This is a genomic window from Streptomyces sp. SN-593, from assembly GCF_016756395.1.
In the GTDB taxonomy this organism is placed as follows: Bacteria; Actinomycetota; Actinomycetes; order Streptomycetales; family Streptomycetaceae; genus Actinacidiphila; species Actinacidiphila reveromycinica.
On the sequence record NZ_AP018365.1, the window covers coordinates 1227789 to 1250777 of the forward strand.

Here is a 22989-nt window from a genome sequence, read left to right on the forward strand (position 1 = left end):
CAGCACCCTGTACAGAAGGAGTCAGTGTTGACCACGACCCACCGCGGCACCACCACCGCACCGGTGCCGGCCCAGTCCACGTACCAGACCCGCGTCGCGGACTACTGGAACGCTGAGGAGAACCCGGTCAACCTCGAACTCGGCAAGATCGACGACCTCTACCACCACCACTACGGCATCGGCGAGGCCGACCGGTCCGTGCTCGACGAGCCGGACCCGGCCCTGCGGCGCGAGCGGATCACCGCCGAACTGCACCGGCTGGAGCACGCGCAGGCCGAGTTGCTCGCCTCCCGCCTCGGACCGCTCACCCCCGCCGACCGCGTCTTCGACGCCGGGTGCGGACGCGGCGGCGGCAGCGTGGTGGCGCACCTGCGCTACGGCTGCTCCGCCGACGGCGTGACGCTCTCCACCAAGCAGGCGGACTTCGCCAACGAGCAGGCCCGGGCGCGCGGCATCGACGGCAAGGTCCGCTACCACCACCGCAACATGCTCGACACCGGCTTCCGCACCGGCGGGTACGCCGCCTCCTGGAACAACGAGTCCACGATGTACGTGGAGTTGGACCTGCTCTTCGCCGAGCACGCCCGGCTGCTGCGCCGCGGCGGCCGCTACGTCACGATCACCGGCTGCTACAACGACACCTACGGCCGGGCCTCCCGCGAGGTGTCCCTGATCAACGCCCACTACATCTGCGACATCCACCCGCGCTCGGCGTACTTCCGGGCGATGGCGGCCAACCGGCTGGTCCCGGTGCACGTCGAGGACCTCACCGCGACCGCGATCCCGTACTGGGAGCTGCGCCGGCAGGCGGAGCATCTCGTCACGGGGGTCGAAGAACCGTTTCTGACGGCGTACCGGAACGGCAGCTTCCAGTACCTGATGATCGTGGCCGACCGGGTCTGACGCGCCCGGCCTGCGCGAACGCCGAGCGGCGCGGGCCGGCCACGGGAGGGTGCCCCGTGGCCGGCCCGCGCCGCCGTCGTGCCGTGGGCGGGCGCGCCAAGAGATGAGTGGACGTCAGATGACCCCGAGAGTCGTCCACTTCTGGGCGTTCGTGCCGTTGCAGTCCCACAGTTGGAGCTGGGTGCCGTCCGTCGTCGAGGAGTTGGGGTCGTCGAGACAGCGGCCGGACACCGGGTTGCGGTAGCCGCCGTTGTACGGCTGCCACACCTGGTTGGCGCCGCCGTTGCAGTCCCAGAGCTGCACCTTGGTGCCGTCGCCGGTGCCGTTGCCGGTCGCGTCCAGGCACTTGCCGACGGCCCGCAGCGTGCCGTCGGTCCGCAACTGCCACCACTGGGCGTCACTGCTGTTGCAGGACCACAACTGCACGGCAGTGCCGTTGGCGGGATTGTCGCCGTTGTCGTCGAGGCACTTGCCGGCGATGCCCGACCGCACCGCACCGCCGTTGGGCACCGGCGGTGCGATCCAGCCGGCCGCGTCGGCCGACCGGACGCCGGCGTCGAAGGCGTCGGCCATCTTCTGGTAGCCGCCGTCGTTGGGGTGCAACTGGTCGGACAGGTCGGCTGCCGTCAGGGCGCTCATGTCGACGAACCCCACGTGCCGGCCCGCGGCCTGCTCGGCCTGCACGATGCCGGGCACGGCGGCGTTGAACGCCGGCCGGTTGGGCTCCTCCACCGGGTTGGTCGACACGATCAGCGAGCCGACCAGCACCGTCACGCCCGGCCGGTCCGTGGTGATCTGGTCGATCAGCGCGTGCAGCCGGTCGGTGGCGGTGGCGACCTGGTAGTTCTGGTTGAGGTCGTTGGTGCCGATCTCCAGGGTGACGACGTTGGGCCGGTAGCGGTCGAGCACGCCGTCGGCGATGCCGGCGATCTGGTCGATCCGCCAGCCGGAGTGGCCCTCGTTGTCCGGGTCGGACATCGTGCCGTCCCGGCCGCTGCCGACGAAGTCCAACGTGTGGCCCTCGCCGGTCAGCTCGGCGGCCAGCGCGGACCGGTAGCTGTCGCCGGTGCTGCTGCCGACGCCCCAGGTGATCGAGTCGCCCAGCGGCATCACCCGCAGGCTCGACGCACCCGCGGCCGGGGCGGCCTGTACGGCGACGGCGTGGCGGCCGGCGGCAGCGGCCGCCGGCAGCGCGGTGCCCGCGCCGACGCCCACGGCGGCGGCCAACGCCAGGGCGAACAGTAAGGGGGATCGTCTCATCGTCGTGCCACGCTCCTTCTCGGGTTCACGCGTCTCACGGGAAGTGGGGGGAGGAAGGGGTGGTGCGAGGTACGAACGGCCGTGTCACCCGGCCGCGTTGAGCAGGTCGAGCACGCTCTGCTGGCAGCCGTAGTCACTGCTGCCGGTGCCGCCGGCCCAGTGCGGGCCGTACTGGTCGAGGGAGTTGCGGTCGTGGGCGTACGCCGAGTTCGCCCACGCGGTCAGGTCCGCGGCGTACGGGTGGTCGGACAACTGGGTGTTGAGCTTGCCCAGCCCGCGCACGTAGGCGCCCTTGAAGCTCGGGCCGTCACCGGTGCAGCTGTCGCCCTCGCCCGGCTCACGCAGCACGCCGGCCGTCTGGAGCTTGACCGTCGAGGCGTTGGCGAGGGTGCGCGCGGTGTCCAGCAGGCCGGAGTTGCCGGTCGCCTTGTACAGCTCGGTCAGCCCGCCGAGCACCACGCCCTGGTTGTACGTCCAGGTGGTCTGCCCGTTGTTGACGCAGGCGTCGGAGAGCCCGTCGTTGATCATGTGGTCGCCGTTGATCATGCCGCTGTTCTGGAACCACGACCACTCGGTGTTCGCCCGGCCGAGGTAGGTGGTGTCCCCGCTGATCCGGTTGTGCAGCGCGGCGTCGAGGTACAGGTACAGCTCGTTGGTGATGGCGTTCTTGTACTCGCCGCCGGTGTTCCACCGCACCCCGCCGCCGCAGACGGTGTTCCAGTTGTCGGCCATGTGGTCGGCGTCGGCCCGCGCGGTGGCCAGGTAGCGGCTGTCCCCGGTCGCGTCGTACGCGTCCACCCACGCCAGGCCCCACCAACCGGTGTCGTCCAGGTAGCTGTTGGTGAAGTTGCCGTCCTGCGCGTTGATGTTCGCGTTGTAGGTCTCGCTGATCGCGTACTTGTAGCTCGGCATGCCGCTGATCCGCGCGTCGTCGATGATCGCGGTCAGCGCGTTGGCACTGGTCCACCAGCCGTTGCCGCCGAACAGCTTGGTGCCGCGGTCGTAGGACATCATCAGCGCGGTCGCCGCGGCGGTGCCCCGGGACCAGGCGTTCCAGGTGGTGCGCGCCCACGAGGTGCACGCGATGGCGGTCGACCCGGACGCCTCTCCGCAGGCGCGCACCGCGCCGACGCCCTCGTTGTTCCAGTCGTCGACGTTGTACATCAGGGTGCGCCAACCGCCGGAGCCGGACGGCACCTTGGTGTCGCCGAGCTTGCTGCCGGCGCTCCAGGTGCGGCCGCCGTCCATCGACCGGTCCAGCCACACCTCGTCGCCCGCGCCGCCGTTGCCGATCGACGCCCACGCCATCGCGTCGTTGTCGTCGAAGTGCAGCACGATTGAACGGGAGTTGACCGTGGCGCTCACCGGCTGCCGGTCCTGCGTGCTCAGCGCGGGGTCCCGGGCGTCGCAGTAGGAGTTGCAGATCGTGGTGGCCGCGGTCGCGGAAGGCGCCGCGGCGGCGGACGCGGCCGCGTCGGCCGGCGGCGCCGCACCTTGGGCGACGGTGGCTGACATCGTTGTCAGGGCCGCCGCGAGGACGACGATGCGCAGGGGTCTCATTGCACGCATGGGGGGCTCCTGAGCCGTGGTCAGGCGTGCGGGAGCACGCCGCTTGGGGGGAAGGGCTCTGCTCGGAAGCTAGCCAGCGGGTGACGGCACGTCAATAACCCGGGCGGATGGTCGGATCACTGCGGGAGGTCGAGCGCGGGTGGTGCGGGGCGGCCACGGCCGGGCCCGGGTCGGGACGCGGGTCCGTCCCGGATCGGGACCCGGATCGGGCCCGGGTCGGGACCCGGGCCGGGGCCGTACGGTCCGCTGCATCGCACTCCGCACCGGTGCCACACGCGCCCCCACGTGCGCTCCCGTCGCAGGAACCTCGTCCTGCCTCCTCTTGCCCATCAGTGGTCGGATGTCTGGGCGGCCGCGGCCAGGCCCGGGGAAGCGCGCGTCACGCGCCCGTCGTTCCGTCAACCCGCCAACCCGCCAACCCGCCAACCCGCCAACCCGCCAACCCGCCAACCGTCAACCCGCCAGGACCCGATCGAGCGCCGCCCGGCCCAGGGGCCCCCAGTGGGGCTTGCCGCCGGGAAGGCCCTGGTCGCCGTTGCGGCCCATGAGCATCAGGAACAGGCTCTTCATCGCGGCCAGCCCGCGGGCGCGCCGTACCGCCGCCTCGTCCGCTCGGGCGTAGGCGTCGAAGAAGCGGGCGGCGGTGCCCGCGGGCAGCAGCACCCATGCGGCGGCGAGGTCCCACGCCGGGTCGCCCGCGAAGACGTCACCGAAGTCGACGACGCCCGAGAGCGTTCCGTCCGCGACGACGACGTTCGCGGGGTGGAGGTCGCCGTGCACCCACACCGGCGGGCCCCGCCACGCGGGCGCCGCGACGGCGTCGTCCCAGACGGCCCGGACGTCCGCGGCGAGGTCGTCCGGGGCGACGGCCCGGAAGAAGTCCTCGAAGCCGTCCGCGCAGTCCCGGGGGTGGGCACCGCGGTCCGTGCCGACCGGCGCCTCCACGGGCGCCTCCACGTGGAGCGCCCGGAGGAAGCTGGCCAGGGTGTCGGCCGCGTGGGCGCCGCGGCTGATCACGCCGTGGTCCAGCGGCTCGCCCGGGACCCAGGTCATCACGGTCCAGTGCTTGGGGAAGCGTGCGGACGGCTCGCCGGAGCGGACCGGAGTCGGCACCGGGAGCGGCAGGCGCGGGGCGAGTACGGGCAGCCAGCGCCGCTCCTTGAGCTGGGGCCCGGGGGTGCGGTCCATGCGCTGCATGCGCACGGCCAACTCGTCGCCGAGACGCCACATCTGGTTGCCCCAGCCGCCCGCCACCTCGCGGAGCGGCAGCCCCGCGAGGTCCGGATGCTGCTCCCGCAGCAGGTCGCGGACAAGGTCCGCGGTGATCCCGGTCCCGCTCCCGGCCCGGGTCCCGCTCTCGGTCGCGCTCTCGCTCTCGGTCATGGCCAGCCACACTAGCGAGGCGGCGGACCGGGCGGCTCCCGGCGCCCTCGGTACGATCGGCGGCATGACAGCAGCGGAACCGACCGTTCTCGCCACCTCCGGGGGGCACCGCGCCGGAGGGCGCACCCGGGTGGAGTTCGACGCCCTGGTGCACCACGCGGTGGAGCTGTCCGGGGCGCACGGAAGACGCCCCCGGATCATGTACGTGGGCACCGCCATCGGCGACGCCGAGCACTTCACGGCGCGGATGGCCGAGGCCGCCCGGGTGGCGGGCTTCGACCTGACGCCCCTGCACCTGTTCCCCATGCCGAACCTGGAGGACGTCGAGGGCACCGTCCTGGAGCAGGACGTGGTGTGGGTCATGGGCGGTTCGGTGGTCAACCTGCTCGCGGTGTGGCGGGCGCACGGCGTGGATCGCGTGATGCGCCGCGCGTGGCGGGCCGGGGTGGTGCTCAGCGGGGTCAGCGCCGGCTCGATCTGCTGGTTCCGGGGCGGCGCGACGGACTCGTTCGGGCGGCGGCTGCGCCCGGTCACGGACGCGCTGGGGCTGCTGCCCTACGGCAACGGCGTGCACTACGACTCGGATGCGGGCCGGCGGCCGCTCATCCACCGGCTCGTGGCGGACGGCACCCTCCCGACGTCCCACTGCACGGACGACGGCGTCGGCCTGGTCTACCGCGGGGAGACTCTGGTGGAGGCGGTCACCGAAGTCCCGGGCAAGGGCGCGTACGTGGTCCGGCGCGAGGGCCAGGACGCGGTGGAGGAGCGCCTCGAACCGCGCAGGCTGCCGTCCGTGTGAGCGCCCCGCCGGCAACCTCCGCGCCTGCGCGGGCGACCCCCGCAGGCGCGGACGGGGGCGCGGGAGGCGGGGCCGCGAGCGCCGGCGCCGGCTCAAGCGGTGGACCGCCTCCCGCACCTCCGACATCGCGGACGCCGACCGCGCGGTGGGGACGTGGGGATCGGGTGCCGGCCGTCTCCTTCGGCGTGTGCCGGCTGAATTCGATGGCGGCGTTGGCGTCGTGGTCGCTGTCGTCGCCGTTCCCGGCGATGACCACGAGCCGGTCGTAGCGGTGGAGGGCTTACGGGCCGCCGGTGTCGGGCGGGCTGCTCACGGGTTCCAGGCGGCCCGTCAGTACCAGATGTCCACCGGGATGGTCCAGCTCTGGCGGCAGGTGTGGCTCCCGGTCCAACTGACGTCGCAGCCCTCGGTGATGATCTGCCAGTGCCCGGTGCTCGTGGTTCCCAGGTGAACCGCCCCGTTCGAGCGGTCACAGTAGTTGCCCTGCCCGTCGTTGCTCCCGCTGCTGCACTCGGGCTGGAAGGTGCCGCCTCCCTCCTGGCTGATCCTCACCAGCCAGGCGTCGTAGTTGAACGGATCCGACGGCCCGAACTGGAAGTAGATGCCGCCGGGGTACCTCAGACCGGAGACGACCATGTTCCCGCCCTGGCTGGGCGACCAGTCCATCTCGCCGTTGGCGAATTCCTGGTAGGTGCCGTCGAGGTAGGCGTACTCAGGGGTGACGGCGCAGCCCCAGCCCCCTGGGTTCTGGTTGTAGCGGCTGATGAAGTGGCCCGACACGGCGTAGCAGGTGCGCGGGGACGCCCCGGATGCCGCATCGCGCGCCACGTGGACCTTGACGGCGATCGCCGACCCGCTGTGTCCGGCCTCCGAGGCGGACGCGGACTGCGGCAGGACCAGCATGGCGGGCAGCACGAGCAGCGCGGTGAGTACGGCCATGAGGCGGCCCGCGGACCGGAAGACGGACATGAACGCGACACGGGACCGGGGCGGTCCGGGCGGCTCGGACAGGACTGGCGAGCGGAACATCCGCTACCCCCTCTGAGAGCTGGTGGTGACGCGGCGACATCGCCGCGTCACCACCCACTCTGAGGCCGAACGGGCACGCTGCCTGGTATACGGGGAAAAATACGCATCCGGTTTTCGGCCTTGTTGGGAGATCGGGAACAGGCTTCTCGGCCTGTTCTCCGGCCTCCGCTTCGGGACGGCCACGCGGAAGGGTCTCCGGCGCCCGGATCAGGGCAGCTCACCGCGGGAGTTGAGGTCGTCGAAGAGCAACTGGTCGACCGGCGGTACGCGTTCGCGGTCCGCGTACGAGAACCACGCCACCTCCTCGATCTCGCTGCTCGGCGCCAACCGGCCCTCGTAGGAGGCGGTGTAGCAGGCCATCCGCACCAGGGCGCCGTCGGGCAGACCGGGGCCCCCGGCCTCGTAGGTCCCCGCGTGGGCCGCGGTCCCCGGGTCGATCCGGACCGTCAGCTCCTCCCGGATCTCCCGCACCAGGGTCTGGAGGTCGGTCTCGGCGCCCTCGCGCTTGCCCCCGGGGATGTAGAAGACGCCCTTCCCGCGCGGCCGTGCGCACAGGATCCGGCCGTCCTCGATCCGCACCCAGGCGACCGTGTCGATCAGCACCGCCGTTCCCGCCCCTCCCTCGTCCGCACCTGACCGCCCCGACCCTACCGAGAGATGCCGCCGCACCCGGGGGGCCCGGCCCCGCTCAGGCCGGCGGGGTCGGGGACGGGGACGGGGACGGCTGTGTCAGCATCCGCCAGCCCGGTGCGTACGTGCCGTGCAGCACCAGGGACGCCGCACCCACCGCGCCCACCGCGTCGCCGATCACGCTGCGCTCGACGGCGACGGGCCGTATCGCCCGGGTCACCGAGGTCGTGTTGACGGCGGACGCGACCTCCTCGCACATGATCGCCTCGATGCCGCGCAGTGCCTCCCCGCCCAGCACCACCCGCTCGACGTCGAGGAGGGCGACGGCGCCGCGCGCGGCCTGGCCGATACGGGCCGCGGCGGCGCGGACGACGTCGCGGGCCGCCGGGTCGCCGCGGCGGGCGGCCCGGCACAGCAGCTTCCAGTCGGCGTGCACGGAGTCCTCGGCGCAGGCCAGGCCGATCCGCTCGGCGGCACCGCGGCCGTGCCGGACCAGCAGGTCGGACAGCACCGCGGAGGGGCTGACGTACGGGCCGAGGCAGTTGTTGCCGCCGCAGTGGCAGATCCGGTCCCCGGGCTCGACGGCCATGTGTCCGAACTCGCCCGCGTTGCCCGAATCGCCGTGCAGCACCGTGTTGTTGAGCACGATGCCGGCACCGATGCCGGTGCCGAGGTAGAGGAAGAGGAAGCTGCCGGCCCGGGCCCGCCCGCCGATCCAGCGCTCGCCGATGGCGGCGGCCGTCGCGTCGTTGTCCATGGCGACCGGCATCCCGGTGGCCGCTCCGAACATCTCCAGCAGCGGCACCCGGCCCCACCCGGGGAAGTTCGGCGGGAGCACCACGTCGCCGGCGGTGCCGTCGATCGGGCCGGGCGTGGCGATGCCGGTGCCCAGCAGCCGGGCCGGGTCCACCCGGGTCCTGGCGGTGAGGCGCCGTGCCGCGGCGGCGACCCGGGCCACCACGTCTGCCGGCTCGCCGGGATCGACCAGCCTGACCCGGCGCGAGGCCAGCACCTCCCCGGCCAGGTCCACCACGACGACCACCGCGCCGTCCGGATCGAGTTGCACCCCGACCGCGAAGGCGCCGTCGGCGCGGGGCGACAGCAGGGTCCGGCGCTTGCCGCCGCTGGAAGGGGCGTACCCCGACTCCGTGATCAGGCCGGCCGCCAGCAGCCGGCGCACCACGTTGGAGACGGTCTGGCTGGTCAGTCCGGTCAGCGGTGCCAGTTCCACCCGGCTGACCGGCCCCGCCGTCCGGATCGCGTCCAGGATCACGGCCTGGTTGTAGCCCCCCACCCGGGGCAGATTGGTCCCGCCCTGCGTCACCGCGTCACGTCCTCTCCTCGCCGTGTCACGCCTTGCGCCCCGCGTCCGCGCCGGAGTCCGCACGCCCCGACGCGGGGCGCGCACACGACCTCGCGCGGCATTCCGCTTGACCCCCCGCGGCGCCGCCGGGCCGGTGCGCCGCGCTCCCCCGCGGGCCCGTGCACGCGCCGCCCGCGTACGCCCCGACCCGCCCGGCAAGCCCTCCGCCGCACGCCCCGCGTGCGCTTCCGCACCCCCCGACGGCGGGAAGTTTACATGTCAGAAGCGTTGACTTACTCCATCCATTGGATTTAGCTTCGCCGACAACCAGGGCGCCGCCCGCCCTGTCGGCCATGGGGTTTCCGGCTGTTGGCGCCCTGCGGCACACCCGCGTCCCGCACCGTCCCGCACCCGTCAACGCAGGGTCGCGGGCCGCGTCCGGGCACTCCACCGGAGGTTGAACGTGCGCACGAGACTCACCGTCGCCACCGGCATCGCCGTCGTCACCGCAGTGCTGGCCGCGACCGCGTCGGGCTGCGGTTCCGGTTCCGGCGGTTCGGGCAAGACGATCAAGGTCGTGTACCAGAAGCAGCTCAACAGCAGCAACACGGTGCAGCCGGACTTCCTGGCCGGCCAGGTGAAGGTGTTCGAGAAGGCGAACCCCGGCACCACGGTCAAACTCGTGCCCGTCACCGCGAGCGAGAACGACTACTACACCAAGATCCAGCTCATGATGCGCTCCCCCGTGACCGCGCCCGACCTGGTCTACGAGGACACCGCCACCATCAACTCCGATGTCGCCAGCGGTTATCTCAAGCCCCTGGACGGCTACCTGTCGACCTGGAAGGACTGGGGCCAGTACGCGGCCGCGTCCAAGGCGGCGATGAAGTACGCCGAGGACGGCAAGACCTACGGCGTCCCGGACAACACCGACACCCGCGGCATCTGGTACAACAAGACGCTCTTCGAGAAGGCCGGCATAGCGGTGCCGTGGCAGCCGAAGACGTGGGCCGACGTGCTCACCGCCGCCCGCGCGGTCAAGGCGAAGGTGCCCGGTGTCACCCCGATGAACCTCTACACCGGCACCGCCGGCGGCGAGCAGTCCTCCATGCAGGGCTTCGAGATGCTGCTCTACGGCACGGCGGCCGGCGGGAGTTCGCTGTACGACGCGGCGCAGAAGAAGTGGGTGGTGGGAAGTACCGGCTTCAAGGACGCGCTGGACTTCCTGCACACCGTCTACAGCGAGGGCCTCGGGCCGAAGGTGCAGACGGCGCTCGGCGTCAACATCGGCGCGCAGGTCGGCACCGAGATGATCCCGCAGGGCAAGCTCGCGATCGACATCGACGGCTCCTGGATGCCCAACAACTGGATCCGCACCGGCCCGAAGCCGTGGCCGCAGTGGCAGACCACGATGGGCGAGGCCGCGATGCCGACCCAGGACGGGCAGGGCAAGGGCAAGGTCAGCATGTCCGGCGGCTGGGCCTGGTCGATCCCGGCCAAGGCGAAGAACGCCGATCTGGCCTGGAAGTTCCTCCAGTCGCTGGAGACCGAGACCGCCTCCGCGCAGTGGAACAACGTCAACGCGACCATCCCCGTGCGCCAGGACGTGGCCGCCGACCCGAAGTACCTCAAGGCCCTGCCCACCAACGCGTTCTTCAGCGGGCTGGTGGCCGCCACCTACTACCGGCCCGGCGTGCCGGCGTACACCCAGGTCTCGTCCGCGATCCAGAAGGCGATGGAGTCGGTGACCACCGGGCAGGCGTCGGTGGACAAGGCCGCGAGCACGTTCGATAACGATGTCAGGTCCGCGGTGGGCGCGGACCACACCGTCCAGGGCGCGCAGTGAGCTCGTCCGCCGCCACCGCCGCCGGCCGGAAGGGGGCCCGCGGCGGGGCCGACCGGACGCCCCTGCCGACGTGGCTGGCCGGGCTGCTGCGCGGCCTGCCGGTACTGCCGTCGGTGGTCCTGCTGGCGGTGTTCCTCGCCGGGCCGATCGGGTACTGCGTCTACTACGCCTTCACCGACATGCAGCTCACCGGCTCCTCGGGCACCCACTTCACCGGGCTGCACAACTTCTCCCGGGCGTTCGGCGACCCCGACTTCACCAACGCGGTCGAGCTGACCCTGATGTTCGTGGTCGGCTCGGCGGTGGTCGGGCAGAACACGCTGGGGCTGGCGCTGGCGGTGCTGATGGAGAAGGCGTCGAAGCCGGTGCGGTCGCTGACCAGCGCGGTGGTGATCTCCGCGTGGGTGCTGCCGGAGGTGGTGGCCGGCTACCTGATGTACGCGTTCTTCTACCAGCAGGGCTCGCTCAACGCGATCCTGCGCTTCCTGCACCTGCCGCAGCAGAACTGGCTCTACACGCTGCCGATCCTGGCGGTGTGCATCGCCAACATGTGGCGCGGCACGGCGTTCTCGATGCTGGTGTACTCCGCGGCGCTGGGCGACGTGCCGCGCGAGCTGGTCGAGGCGGCGGAGGTGGACGGCGCGAGCGCGTGGCAGCGGCTGTGGCGGGTGACGCTGCCGGTGATCCGGCGCTCGATCCTCACCAACCTGATGCTGATCACGCTCCAGACCCTGTCGGTCTTCGGCCTGATCTACACGATGACCCGGGGCGGTCCCGGCAACAAGACCGAGACGCTGCCGATCTTCATGTACCAGCAGGCGTTCCAGAACAGCCTGATCGGCTACGGGACCGCGATCGCGCTGGTGCTGCTGGTGGTGGGGGCGCTGTTCTCGGTGGTGTACATCCGGATGCTGAAAGTGGAGGAGGGGTGACGAGCGAGTCACCGCAGTGGGCGGCCGACGAAGGAGGCCACCCGCGAAGGAGACGAGGAGGAACACCGACCGATGGAAGAGGAGGGGTGATGGCCGCTACGGACAGCGTTCCCGTCGCGGCGGCGGCCGCCGGGCGGGCACGGACACGGGTGCCGGCCGCGCGTACGCGCCGGGGCCGGACACGGGCCGGGCGCAGCGTGATCAACGTGGTCCTGCTGCTGTTCTCGGTGCTGTACCTGGTGCCGCTGGTGTGGATGGTGCTGGCGTCGTTCAACGCGCACGCCTCCTTCAAGCTGTCGGTGCCGTCGCCGACCACCGCCAACTTCCGCCACGTGCTCACCTACGACACGACGTTCCACCCGATGCTCAACGGCCTGCTGCTGTGCGGCGGCGGCACCCTGGTCTGCGTGGTGTGCTCGATCCTGGCCGCCTACCCGCTGTCCCGGTTCCGCTCCCGGCTGCGCCGGCCCTTCCTCTACACCGTCCTGTTCAGCACCGGACTGCCGATCACCGCGGTGATGATCCCGGTCTACAGCATGTTCGTGCAGGTCGACCTGATCGACTCGATGCCGGCCACCACGCTCTTCCTGGCCGCGTCGGCGCTGCCGTTCGGGATCTGGCTGATGAAGAACTTCATGGACGGCGTGCCGGTGGTGCTGGAGGAGGCGGCCCGGATCGACGGCGCCAACTCCATGCAGGTGCTGTGGCGGATCGTGCTGCCGCTGATGTGGCCCGGCGTGATCGTCGTGACGATCTTCACCTTCATCAGCATGTGGGGGAACTTCTTCGTGCCCTTCATCCTGCTGCTGACGCCGGAGAAGCTGCCCGCCTCGGTGAGCGTCTTCAACTTCCTCAGCGCGCACGACTACACGCAGTACGGGCAGTTGTCGGCGTTCTCGATCCTGTACTCGATCCCCGTGGTGATGCTCTACCTGGTGCTGGCCCGCCGGCTGGGCGGCGGCTTCGCGCTGGGCGGCGCGCTCAAGGGCTGACCTCCCGCCGCACCGCATCCCCCCGCCCGGCCCCGCCGGGCACCCACCCACCGAGACGGAGGGCCCCCATCCATGCACAGCGATCCCGCCAGCACCGAGGAACGGCTGCACCGCGTGCTGAACCAGCGGCTGCGCCCCGCCGTCCACGCCCGTACGGTGCCGCTCGCCGTGGAGGTCTGGCACGTGCCGGGCGAACCGGTACCGGTCGCCGACGCCCTGGCCGCCGCCTACGGTCCGGCGCGGCTCGGCGACCGGTGGGGGCCGGCCTGGTCGACGAGCTGGTTCCGGCTGCGCGGGCGGGTGCCGCGGGAGTGGGCCGGGCTGCCGGTGGAGGCGGTCGTGGACCTGGGCTTCGGCACCACCGAGCCCGGCTTCTCCACGGAGGGCCTGGCCTACCGGGCCGACGGCACCGCGGTGAAGGCGCTCAACCCGCGCAACACCCACCTGCCGGTCGCGGCGAGGGCCGAGGGCGGCGAGGAGGTGGTGTTCTACGTCGAGGCCGCGGCGAACCCGGTGGTGATGCACACCGGGCCGGACCAGCTCACGTTCGGCGTGACCGCGGCGGGCGACCGGGCGGGCTGGCTGGCGGAAGGCGCCGGCCAGGACGGCGGGGCCGGGCACGGAATTGGAAACGGCGACGGCGACGGCGACGGCGACGGCGGGGACGACTCGGTGGCCGGCGGGCGTCCACCGCGCGGCGAACCCCTGTACCGGTTGCGGCGGCTGGACCTCGCGGTCTTCGACGAGGTGGTCTTCGAGCTGGTCCAAGACCTTGACGTGCTGGGCGAGTTGATGCGGGAGCTGCCCGAACAGTCCACCCGGCGCTGGCAGATCCTGCGGGCGGTCGAGGACGCGCTCGACCTGGTCGACCTCCAGGACGTGGGCGGCACCGCGGCCGCCGCGCGCCGCGCGCTGGCCCCCGCCCTCGCCGCGCCCGCCGCGGGGGGCGCGCACCGGATCTCCGCGGTCGGCCACGCCCACATCGACTCCGCGTGGCTGTGGCCGCTGCGCGAGACGGTGCGGAAGGTGGCCCGCACCGTCGCCAACGTCACCGAACTGATGGACGGCCACCCGGAGTTCCGGTTCGTGATGAGCCAGGCGCAGCAGCTCGCGTGGCTGAAGGAGCACCGGCCGGAGGTGTACGCGCGGGCCCAGGAGAAGGCCACGACCGGGCAGTTCCTGCCGACCGGCAGCCTCTGGGTGGAGCCGGACACCAACATCACCGGCGGCGAGTCGCTGGTACGGCAGTTCGTGCACGGCAAGCGGTTCTACCTGGAGGAGTTCGGGGTCGAGACCGAGGACATGTGGCTGCCGGACACCTTCGGCTACAACGCGGCGCTGCCGCAGCTGATGAAGCTGGCCGGGGTGCGCTGGTTCCTCACCCAGAAGATCTCCTGGAACACCACGAACGTCTTCCCGCACCACACCTTCCTGTGGGAGGGCATCGACGGCAGCCGGATCTTCAGCCACTTCCCGCCGGTGGACTCCTACAACAGCGGGCTGACCGGCGCGGAGGTCGCGCACGCGGAGCGCAACTTCCAAGACAAGGCGCGCACCCACCGCTCGCTGGTGCCGTTCGGGTACGGCGACGGCGGGGGCGGCCCCACCCGGGAGATGCTGGCGCGGGCCGCCCGGCTGGCGGACCTGGAGGGCTCGCCGCGGGTGAGCGTGGAGGGGCCGGCGGAGTTCTTCCCTAAGGCGCGCGCGGAGTACCCCGACCCGCCGGTGTGGGTGGGGGAGCTGTACCTGGAGTTCCACCGCGGCACCCTGACCAGCCAGCACCGCACGAAGCAGGGCAACCGCCGCAGCGAACACCTCTTGGTCGAGGCGGAGTTGTGGTCCGCGACGGCCGCGCTGCGCACCGGGGCGGCCTACCCGTACGACGCGCTGGACCGGCTGTGGAAGACGGTGCTGCTGCACCAGTTCCACGACATCCTGCCGGGCACGTCGATCGCCTGGGTGCACCGGGAGGCCGAGCAGACGTATGCCGAGGTGACGCGGGAGCTGCGGGAGCTGGTGGACACCGCGCAGCGGGCGCTGGCCGGCGGCGGGGCGGGGGCGGCGGGCGGCCCGCGGGTGGTGTTCAACGCGGCGCCGCACGCCCGCGGCGGGGTGCCCGCGATGGGCGCGGCCCCGCGCGCGGGCGACGCCGCCACGGTGCGGCCGGTGCCGTCCGGCGACGGCTTCGTGCTCGACAACGGCCTGGTGCGGATCACGGTCGACGGCCGCGGCCTGATCACGTCGGCGTACGACCTCGCCGCCGGGCGCGAGGCGCTCCCGCCGGGTGCGGCCGCGAACCTGCTCCAGCTCCACCAGGACTTCCCGAACCGCTGGGACGCCTGGGACATCGACGCCTTCTACCGCAACACCGTGCGCGACCTGGCCGGGGCGGACGAGGTCGCCGCCTTCGACGGCACGGCCGACGGCGCCGACCGCGCGGGCAGCGGGGTGCGGGTGGTCCGCACGTTCGGCGACTCCCGGGTGGAGCAGGCGCTCACGCTGCGCGAGGGCGCCCACCAGGTGGAGATCGACACCGTGGTCGACTGGCACGAGCGGGAGAAGCTGCTCAAGGCGGCCTTCCCGCTGGACGTCCGGGCCGCGCACTCCACCGCGGAGATCCCGTTCGGCCACGTGGAGCGCCCCACGCACGCCAACACCAGTTGGGACGCCGCGAAGTTCGAGGTGTGCGCGCACCGCTTCCTGCACGTCGGCGAACCCGGCTGGGGCGCCGCCCTGGTCAACGACTCGACCTACGGCCACGACATCACCCGCGACGTGCGGCCGGACGGCGGCACCACCACCACGGTGCGGCTGTCGCTGCTGCGCTCGGCGCGCTTCCCCGATCCCGAGCAGGACCAGGGCCGGCACCGGCTGCGGTACGCGTTCGTGGTCGGCGCCGAGGTGCCCGACGCGATCCGCGAGGGCTACCGGCTGAACCTCCCGGAGCGCGCCGTGCCGGGCACGGCGGAGGTCGCGCCGCTGGTGGCGGTCGATCAGGAGGGGGTCGTCGTCACCTCGGTCAAGCTCGCCGACGACCGTTCCGGCGACGTGCTGGTGCGGCTGTACGAGGCGCACGGCCGGCGGGTCCGAGCCACGCTGACGCCGTCGTTCGGCGTCGCGTCGGTGGTCGTCACCGACCTGCTGGAGCGTCCGGTCGCCGACGACGGGAGCTGCGCCGCACAGGGTGCCGGGGTACGGCTGGACCTGCGTCCGTTCCAGATCCTGACGCTGCGGCTGGTGCCGCGGCGGCCCTGAGCGCGCGGTGCCCGGTACGGGCTGTGCCGGCCGGCTCGGCCGGCACCGCCCGTCGGCGCGACCGCGCGGGGGCGGCGGCCGCTACCAGGCGGAGTGCTCCGCCTCCTGGTCGGCGAAGCGCCACGTCAGGGTGGGCAGACCCTGGCGGTCCCACTCGTAGTGCTCCAGCAGGGTGGTGCGCTCGTCGAAGACCCGGCTCACGGCGAGCACGCCGTTGGGGTGCCAGTCCTTGAACTCCCCGACCACCTGGCCCATCCGCAGCGAACCCTTCGAGCGGAGGGTGCCGTCCGGGTACCACTCGACCGTGGGGCCGTCGGGCACACCGTCCCGGTACGTGCTCAGCGCGACCCGGGCGTCGCCCGCGAACTCCTCCACCTCACCGGTGAACAGCTCGTTCCGATACACGACGCGCAGATCCTCGTCCTTGCCGACGTCCGGATCGTCGAAGTTGATGCGCTGCACCGGCCTCACTCCTGTCCCAGTCCCCTTTTTCCGTCCCGCACCCGCGACGCCCGTGCGGAGGCGTCCGCCCGCCCCACCGTCACCGGGCGGACGACCGTACCGGACCTGCCTGGCCCCCAGTATGGCGGCCCCGGAGGCGCCCCGATGACCGCCGGTCCGGCCGAATCCCCCGACCCGGGCGCGATGCCCCGCGATGCGCTCAGGCGCCTCGGGCCGACAGCGCCGGGGCGGTCCGCGCCAGCCATCCGGCCGCCTCCTCCGCCGGGAGGACGGCTTCGAGCACCAGCTCGCCCGGCATGTGGGAGAACAGCCGGCCGGCGGACCAGGCGCGCGCGTACGACGGGGGGTCGAGGACGAGGACGCGGACGCCCTCCACGGCGGGGATGTCGGCGGGGATGCCCTCGTTCCAGACCCGGGTGCCGTCGGCTGCCGCCAGGTCGAAGGAGCCGGTGGTGTCGAGCGCGCCCTCCGTCCCGGGCGCGCCGCTCGCGCCCGACCGGCACGCGGCCACGGCCGCCGCCTCCGGAGCGTCGCCGGGGACGTGCCCGCCGCCGACGAGTTCGCCGGCCAGCAGCGTGTGGAGCTGGAAGTTGTCGCCGAGGCCGCTGATCCGCACCCGGTAGCCGGTGCCGGTCCCGCGGTGCAGCACCACCAGCGGCTCGTCGTCGAGGACCGCGAGCATGTAGCGCAGGTACTTCAGGCCCCCGCCGGTCGCGTCGCCGACCCGCTCGGCGGCGTCGATCAGCGCCGTGCGGTCGGCCAGCGCGACGCGGACCGGCTTGTGGTTGAGCACCGCGACCGCGGCCATCTCCCACTGCGGCAGCGTCCACCACGCCTCGGTGGCGGGCTGGCCGACCCGGTCGAAGACGGCGTCCTCGGGGTCGGTCCGCTCGGGGTCGGGCAGGTCGCCGCCGCCGGTGGCCGCCCACCGCGCCGCGAACTCCTCGGCGCCGGCGAGGGCTTCGCCGACGCCGGCGAGCACGGTCGGCGCGCAGACCACCGGGTCGGCGCCGCGCTCCACCGCCGCGCCGATGACGACCGCGACCACCGCGCGCGGACCGAGCGGCACTTCGGGCAGGAACTCCGCCAACCGGGGTGCCACGGCGGCCAGTTCGGTGTCGTCGGCGTCGTGGAAGGTCTGCTGGAGCAGGCCGAACGCGGCGCCCGAGGCCCCGGCGTCCCGCGCCCGTACCGCTGTTTCGAAGTCGGTGACCGCGCTGGTGAAGGTGGCTTGTCCGGAGTTCACCCGGCCACCCTATCGGCCGCCGGCACCGCGCCGGGCCGCCCGGCCCGCGGGCCGCCCGCCCCGCCGATCACCGGCACCCGCCCCCTGACCGGCCCGGCCGCCCGCCCCGGAAACACCGCCGACCGCCCGGCCCGCCGACGACGCCGACCGCCCCACCGGGACACCGCCGTCGCCGTTTCCGTGGTCCGGGCCGCGTCAGCTAGCCGGCACCGGGGCCCGCCGCAACCAGACCGCCGTCGCGGAGAACTCGGCCGGCGGCAGCCAGCGCAGCGTCCGCCCCTCGACGGACGGCACCGCTCCCCGCGACGGCAGCGACGCGGCGGCGGTGAAGGCCGGGCCCGGGGGCAGCGGCACGGCGACCGGCGTGGTCGGGGGCTCCGCGAAGGCGTGCAGCACCACCAGGGCGGCGCTGCCGTCGGCCGTGGTCCGGACGAACCCCTGCCAGCCCGTGGGCCGGCGGTAGCCGCCGGTCGGCGGACCGTACCGCCGCCACTCCCCCGAGGCGAGCGCGGACCGCGCCCGGCCGTAGACGTCCAGCGCCTCGGCGGTCAACCGCCACTGCTCGGCGTCGAGTTCGAGGAAGTCCCCGGACAGGCAGAACCGCCCGAGCAGCCCCGACGCGAGCTTGTAGACCAGCTCGCGCGGCGTGTCGCCGGTCCGCGGCACCGCCCACACCAGCGAACGGGCCCCGGGCACCAGCCGGTTGGTGTCGGCGGCGACGATCGGCAGGTGCACGCCCTCCATCGCGTCGGAGAAGGACGCCACGTCGCTGACGGACATGGTCGCCGGCTCCAGCCGGTGGCCGCCGGAGGCGCAGTTCTCGACCACCACGTCCGGCAGCCGGGCGCGCAGGGCGGCGTAGAAGTCGAGCGTCGCGGCGACCTGCCGGCGCAGCCCCTCCCCCGGCGACTCGGCGCCGTCGCAGCCCGCGCCGAGCGGCTCGTTGTAGTCGATCTTGAGGTAGCCGATGCCGTGGTCGGTGACCAGCGAGGCGATCCGGTCCAGCAGCAGCGCGGCGGTCCGCGGCTGCCGCAGGTCCCAGAAGCGGCGCTGGCCGGCGGTGACCGGCACGCCGTCGCGGTGCAGCAGGTGGTCGGTGAGCGAGAACGCGGTGGAGTGCTCGTCACAGGTCTCGGCCTCGACCCACAGCCCGAGCACCATCCCGTGCTCGTGGACCGCCTTCGCCGTCGCGGCGAGCCCGTCGGGGAAGGCGTCGGCCTTCACCCGGTCCCAGTCGCCGTGCCCGCCGGCGTACCAGCCGGCGTCGACCACCAGGTACTTGACGGGCGTCCCCGCCAGCCGCTCGGCCATCTCGACCATCCGGTCGTGGGTGGGGCGGCCCCAGGTGGTGGCGAACTCGTTCACGACGGCGGGGAGTTCGTACTCGGTGGCGCGGTCGCGCGGGCCGCGGGCGTCCTGCATGGCGACCAGCCGCCGGAAGCAGCCGTCCACGGCGTGCCGGTGAAGCGCGTCCGGACCGCCGCGCGGCTCCCCGCCCGCGCCGCGGTCCGGGCTCGCCTCCTCCTCGCCGGGCTCGGGCCCGCGGAGAACGTCCGTGGTGAGCCAGGCGCGCGGCGCGGTGAACGTCTCCCCGGGCTCAAGCGTCCTGCGCCAGTGCCCGGCGTCGCCGTCGGCGAGCCCGCCGGCCACCGACAGGGCGCCGCCGCGCCGGTACAGCTCGATCTGCCATGACCCGGGCCAGCACAGCACGGCGCCCCACACCGCGCCGGCGCCGCGGTCCTCGACCACCACGCAGGGGGCGTGGCCGCGGACCGGCATGGTGCCGAGCTGGCCGTAGCGCTCCACCCGCAGCGCCTCGCGCGGCCAGCCCTCCAGGCCCAGTGCGTGCAGGTCCTGGCTGGTGAGCGCGCCCTCGCTGGACCAACCGCCGCGCACCCGGTGCACGACGGTGTCCGCGGGGGCGCCGGCGGCGGGGATGCCGTCGAGGCAGAAGCTGCCCAGCAGTTGGAGGGTGAGCGGGCGGTCGGTGCCGTTCGTGGCGCTGGTCTCGATCTCCACACAGGGCTCGCCGCGGCGCCATCGCAGCACGTGGTCGGCGCGGAGCCCGTCCGGGGCGAGCAGTTCCACGGTGATGGTCACCCCGTCCTCGCCGCGCTCCACCCGGTGGGCGCTGAGGGCAAGCGCCCGGGTCGTCGAGCGGTTGCGCAGCGTCGCGCCCTGGGACCACAGGTCCACCGACCGGTCGCCGACGACCGACAACTGCACCAGGGGCTCCACCCCGCCCTCCGGCCGGTCCACGCCGTCGAGCGCGGCCGGGACCAGGGACAGCCCGACCGCCCCCGAGGAGGCGTCGTGCTCGTAGCGGGCGGTCATGTCCCCGCAGGGGACCGAGAACAGGTGCACGGTTCCGGTGTCCGATCGTGGAGGTGGTGGTGACCGCGGAGGTCGACGAGTCGATGGGCCGGCCGCCCCACGGGTGCCCCCGGGGGACGGCCGGCGGGGCGGGCTCAGCCGGCGGTGCCCTTCGTGGCGAAGCCGATCGTGTCCACGTTGACGTAGTCCCAGACACCGGCCGACACGCTGCGGTCGTCGTCCGCGTCGATCTGGAGCGTCACGGTGGCGCCGGCCGGGACGTCCACCGGGACGGTGACCATCGCGTAACGGGCGGGCAGGGTCCGGTCGATCGCCGGCAGGTGGACCTGGCCGGCGGCCTTGACGCCGTCGACGTAGACCGAGAAGTAGAGGTCGCCGTCGACCGGGCACTGGTAGCGCACCATGAGCGCGGTCGCCGCGGGCGCGTCCGGGTAGGACACCTGGGGGGCGGTGGCCGCGCCGGCCCGGATGAGGGAGGCGACCATCCGCTCCTCCGCCCAGGGGTCGCCGTACGGCCGGGCCCTGGTGCCGGCGGGCTGCGCGAAGGTGCCGGTGTGCGCGGCGAGCACGCGGGTGCCGTGCGGGTAGGCGGTGGGGCCGGGTGCACCCGTGGGGTGGAGGGTGCCGGAGGCGGTCCGCCGGGGGCGGGGCAGCCGGCCGGAGGGGTTCCACAGCCGCTGGAAGCGCGCGGAGGCCGCCGGGAAGAGGTAGGTGTCGTAGAGGTCGTGGTTGCCGTCGCTGGCGTAGACGTTGAAGTACACGTTCCACGCGACGTCGTGGGTGTTCATCCAGTCGAACATCTGCTGCACGAAGTACGGGTTGTCGACGCCGCCGTGCCCGACCTTGTCCTGCCAGACGCCCCACTCGGGCACCGCCAGCCGCTTGCCGTGGTCGGCGGCGAGCTGCCGGATCGCGTCGATGCTCCAACTGCCGCCGGTGAGCAGGTCCTGCCACGCCTGCTCGCGCTGCGCGTCGGTCGGCGGCACTCCGGGGCTGTAGACGTTCCAGTCCTGGTCGTAGATGTCGATGCCGACGTAGTCCACGTAGGCGTCGCCGGGGTAGCAGCGGGCGAGGTCCACCCCGGACTGGCCGGGGACGGGGTTCCAGACGAGTCGGAAGCGCGCGCCGGGCACCGCGCGCACGGCGGTGGCGAACTGCCGGAAGGCCGCCGCGAAGTCGGTCTCGCCGGCCGCGACGCCGTTCGGGTCGTTCAGCGGGGACCAGGGGTACCAGTTGCCGTTGAACTCGTGGCCGAAGCGGATCACCGCGTCGCCCATGCCGGCGGCGACGAAGTTGCGGGCGAGGTCGGCGTAGTGCGTGTCGTAGGCGCCGGCGGCGGCCTGCGCCAGGTCGCCCTGGCCGTCGGGGAAGGGGTAGGCCGCCCACACCATCCGGCGCGCCCACGGCGTGTGCTGCCAGTACGACAGCCGGCCGGCGCCGGCCAGCGAGTCCCAGCTGTCGCGCAGCAGGAAGTCCGCGGCGTAGGCGACCGGCCCGTCGACCCACTCGGCGAAGTCGCTGATCGCGCCGGGTTGCCGGTCCCAGTGGTAGACGCCCAGGCCCCGCCGGGCCGGCGGCAGGCCGTGCGGGGCGGCCTTCGCGGCCGGCCCGGCGGCGCGGGAGCCGGCGGACGCGGCGTGGGCGGCGGTCGGGGCGAGGCCGGACAGCGCGGCCAGCCCGGCCGTCGTCCCCGCCAGCCCGATGAATCCGCGCCGGTCGAGCCCGTTCACGGCGCCACGTCCTTCCCGGCCCGTCCCGGGTGCGGCCGCTTCTCGGTGGGACACGTCGCGGTCAGGCACTGGGACCGCCGAAGAGGGTCAGGAACTTCGCGGCGGACTGCGGGAACTCGGTCGTGACCGGGTTGCCGCTGCCGTCCGCGCCGGGGGAGAGCTGGTGGGCGCCGTCGGAGGCGTTGACGTCGAAGTAGGACGCGTAGGGCACGTTCGCGCCCACCATGAAGTCGTACATGTTCTGGACGAAGCCGGGGTTGTCCATGCCGCCGTGGGTGTCGGTGCGGTCGCAGACGCCCCACTCGGGCACGACCAGGTACTTGCCGTGGTCGCTCGCGAAGGTCTTCCAGTAGGCGAGGCCGTGGTCGCCGCCGTAGATGTCGGTGTCCCAGGCGGTCTGCTGGGCGGCGGCGATCTGCGCGGCGGTCGAACCGGCCGGCCACGGGTAGGTGTTGGCCGCCCAGGACTGGTCGTAGGCGTCGACGCCGACGAAGTCCACGTAGGAGTCGCCCGGGTAGAGCTGGTCGGCCGGCTCCTGCTGGTAGCCGAGCGCCGGGTTCCATATGAAGCGGAAGTCGGCGCCGGCCACACCGCGCATGGAGCCGACGATCGCCTGGAAGAAGATCGGCCAGTGCGCGGTGTCGGAGGAGGCCCGCCAGGCGTACCAGCCGCCGTTGAACTCCCAGCCGACGCGCAGCCACGCGCTGCCCAGCCCGTTCGCGACCAGGGTCCGGGCGAGCGACTGGAAGTAGCCGTCGTAGTCGCCCGCGGCGCCGGCCGCCAGCGACACCGGCACGCCGGCGGCGGTGCCCTTCACCGGCCCGCTCAGGTCCCAGGCGCCGGCGAGCATCGGCACCGACAGCACCAGGTTGCGGCCGGCCTGCGCGGACACCCAGGTGTTCCACGCCGGCAGTTGCCAGCTCGGGTCGGCGATGTTGTCCCAGGTGTCGGTGGCCAGGAAGTCCAGCCCCCACACGGCGGGGTCGCCGACCCACTGGGAGAACGCGGTGACGTTCGCCGGCCCGGTCGGCGAGCCCCAGCGGTAGGCGCCGAGGTGCGGCACCCCGGTCCGCGCGGGCGTCACTGCCTGCGCGGCGGCCGCGGCGGATGTCCGCGGGGCGGCGGTACGGGCGGCGGCGCGGGTGGCGGCGGCCGCGGGCGAGGCGAGGGCGCCGGTCGCGGCGAGGCCGGCGCCGGCGGCCAGGCCGAGGGCCGCGCGCCGGCTGATCGGCCGGCGCGGGGAGTCGGCGGGTCGCAGCGGGTCGGCGGGGTCGGGGGTGGGGGTGCTGGAGGTGCGGTCGTTCATCGTGCGGCTC

General features: G+C 73.4%; 17 protein-coding genes. 6 read left to right on the forward strand and 11 right to left on the reverse strand.

Going from position 1 to position 22989, the window contains the following annotated elements:
- Positions 1-27: 27 nt before the first annotated feature.
- A complete protein-coding gene (locus tag RVR_RS05180) occupies positions 28-903 on the forward strand; it encodes a geranyl diphosphate 2-C-methyltransferase (protein WP_202232709.1) in 876 nt (291 codons plus the stop codon).
- A gap of 114 nt (positions 904-1017) precedes the next feature.
- Here the strand turns inward: RVR_RS05180 and RVR_RS05185 are convergent, their stop codons facing one another.
- The 3 genes from RVR_RS05185 to RVR_RS05195 form a co-directional block, all read right to left on the reverse strand.
- The gene (locus RVR_RS05185; protein WP_202232710.1) at positions 1018-2163 is read right to left on the reverse strand and encodes an SGNH/GDSL hydrolase family protein; all 1146 of its coding nucleotides are present in this window, start codon (positions 2161-2163) and stop codon (positions 1018-1020) included.
- 84 nt (positions 2164-2247) lie between these two features.
- Positions 2248-3732 (reverse strand): glycoside hydrolase family 76 protein, encoded by a 1485-nt coding sequence (locus RVR_RS05190; RefSeq protein ID WP_202232711.1) that lies wholly within the window; start codon positions 3730-3732, stop codon positions 2248-2250.
- Between the two features lie 453 nt (positions 3733-4185).
- The gene (locus tag RVR_RS05195; protein ID WP_202232712.1) at positions 4186-5115 is read right to left on the reverse strand and encodes an aminoglycoside phosphotransferase family protein; all 930 of its coding nucleotides are present in this window, start codon (positions 5113-5115) and stop codon (positions 4186-4188) included.
- 64 nt (positions 5116-5179) lie between these two features.
- Here RVR_RS05195 and RVR_RS05200 point away from each other — a divergent pair, with 64 nt between their 5' ends.
- The gene (locus tag RVR_RS05200; RefSeq protein ID WP_202232713.1) at positions 5180-5914 is read left to right on the forward strand and encodes a Type 1 glutamine amidotransferase-like domain-containing protein; all 735 of its coding nucleotides are present in this window, start codon (positions 5180-5182) and stop codon (positions 5912-5914) included.
- Between the two features lie 330 nt (positions 5915-6244).
- Here RVR_RS05200 and RVR_RS05205 read toward each other — a convergent pair whose 3' ends face one another.
- The 3 genes from RVR_RS05205 to RVR_RS05215 all read right to left on the reverse strand — a co-directional run bounded on the left by RVR_RS05205 (position 6245) and on the right by RVR_RS05215 (position 8897).
- Complete coding sequence (locus RVR_RS05205; protein ID WP_202232714.1) at positions 6245-6883, reverse strand: hypothetical protein; 639 nt, start codon at positions 6881-6883, stop codon at positions 6245-6247.
- A 267-nt stretch (positions 6884-7150) separates the two neighbouring features.
- A complete protein-coding gene (locus tag RVR_RS05210; protein ID WP_202232715.1) occupies positions 7151-7546 on the reverse strand; it encodes an NUDIX hydrolase in 396 nt (131 codons plus the stop codon).
- Positions 7547-7631: 85 nt separating this feature from the next.
- Positions 7632-8897 (reverse strand): ROK family transcriptional regulator, encoded by a 1266-nt coding sequence (locus tag RVR_RS05215; protein WP_237404580.1) that lies wholly within the window; start codon positions 8895-8897, stop codon positions 7632-7634.
- Between the two features lie 442 nt (positions 8898-9339).
- Between RVR_RS05215 and RVR_RS05220 the strand changes: the two genes are divergently transcribed.
- The 4 genes from RVR_RS05220 to RVR_RS05235 all read left to right on the forward strand — a co-directional run bounded on the left by RVR_RS05220 (position 9340) and on the right by RVR_RS05235 (position 15901).
- The gene (locus tag RVR_RS05220; protein ID WP_202232716.1) at positions 9340-10722 is read left to right on the forward strand and encodes an extracellular solute-binding protein; all 1383 of its coding nucleotides are present in this window, start codon (positions 9340-9342) and stop codon (positions 10720-10722) included.
- Positions 10719-11654 (forward strand): carbohydrate ABC transporter permease, encoded by a 936-nt coding sequence (locus RVR_RS05225; protein WP_202232717.1) that lies wholly within the window; start codon positions 10719-10721, stop codon positions 11652-11654. The genes RVR_RS05220 and RVR_RS05225 overlap by 4 nt, the downstream gene beginning before the upstream one ends.
- Before the next feature lie 89 nt (positions 11655-11743).
- Positions 11744-12646, forward strand: a complete 903-nt coding sequence (locus RVR_RS05230; RefSeq protein ID WP_202232718.1) for a carbohydrate ABC transporter permease — start codon at positions 11744-11746, stop codon at positions 12644-12646.
- Positions 12647-12718: 72 nt separating this feature from the next.
- Positions 12719-15901 (forward strand): alpha-mannosidase, encoded by a 3183-nt coding sequence (locus tag RVR_RS05235; protein ID WP_202232719.1) that lies wholly within the window; start codon positions 12719-12721, stop codon positions 15899-15901.
- An 81-nt stretch (positions 15902-15982) separates the two neighbouring features.
- Here the strand turns inward: RVR_RS05235 and RVR_RS05240 are convergent, their stop codons facing one another.
- The 5 genes from RVR_RS05240 to RVR_RS05260 form a co-directional block, all read right to left on the reverse strand.
- Complete coding sequence (locus RVR_RS05240; protein WP_202232720.1) at positions 15983-16363, reverse strand: toxin-antitoxin system YwqK family antitoxin; 381 nt, start codon at positions 16361-16363, stop codon at positions 15983-15985.
- 199 nt (positions 16364-16562) lie between these two features.
- The gene (locus tag RVR_RS05245; RefSeq protein WP_202232721.1) at positions 16563-17609 is read right to left on the reverse strand and encodes a hypothetical protein; all 1047 of its coding nucleotides are present in this window, start codon (positions 17607-17609) and stop codon (positions 16563-16565) included.
- 195 nt (positions 17610-17804) lie between these two features.
- Positions 17805-19973, reverse strand: a complete 2169-nt coding sequence (locus RVR_RS05250; RefSeq protein WP_202232722.1) for a glycoside hydrolase family 36 protein — start codon at positions 19971-19973, stop codon at positions 17805-17807.
- Between the two features lie 104 nt (positions 19974-20077).
- Positions 20078-21673: a glycoside hydrolase family 26 protein gene (locus RVR_RS05255; RefSeq protein WP_202232723.1), complete on the reverse strand. Its 1596-nt coding sequence runs from the start codon at positions 21671-21673 to the stop codon at positions 20078-20080.
- A gap of 61 nt (positions 21674-21734) precedes the next feature.
- On the reverse strand, positions 21735-22979 hold the full coding sequence (locus RVR_RS05260) for a glycosyl hydrolase (RefSeq protein WP_202232724.1): 1245 nt from the start codon (positions 22977-22979) through the stop codon (positions 21735-21737).
- Positions 22980-22989 lie beyond the last annotated feature (10 nt).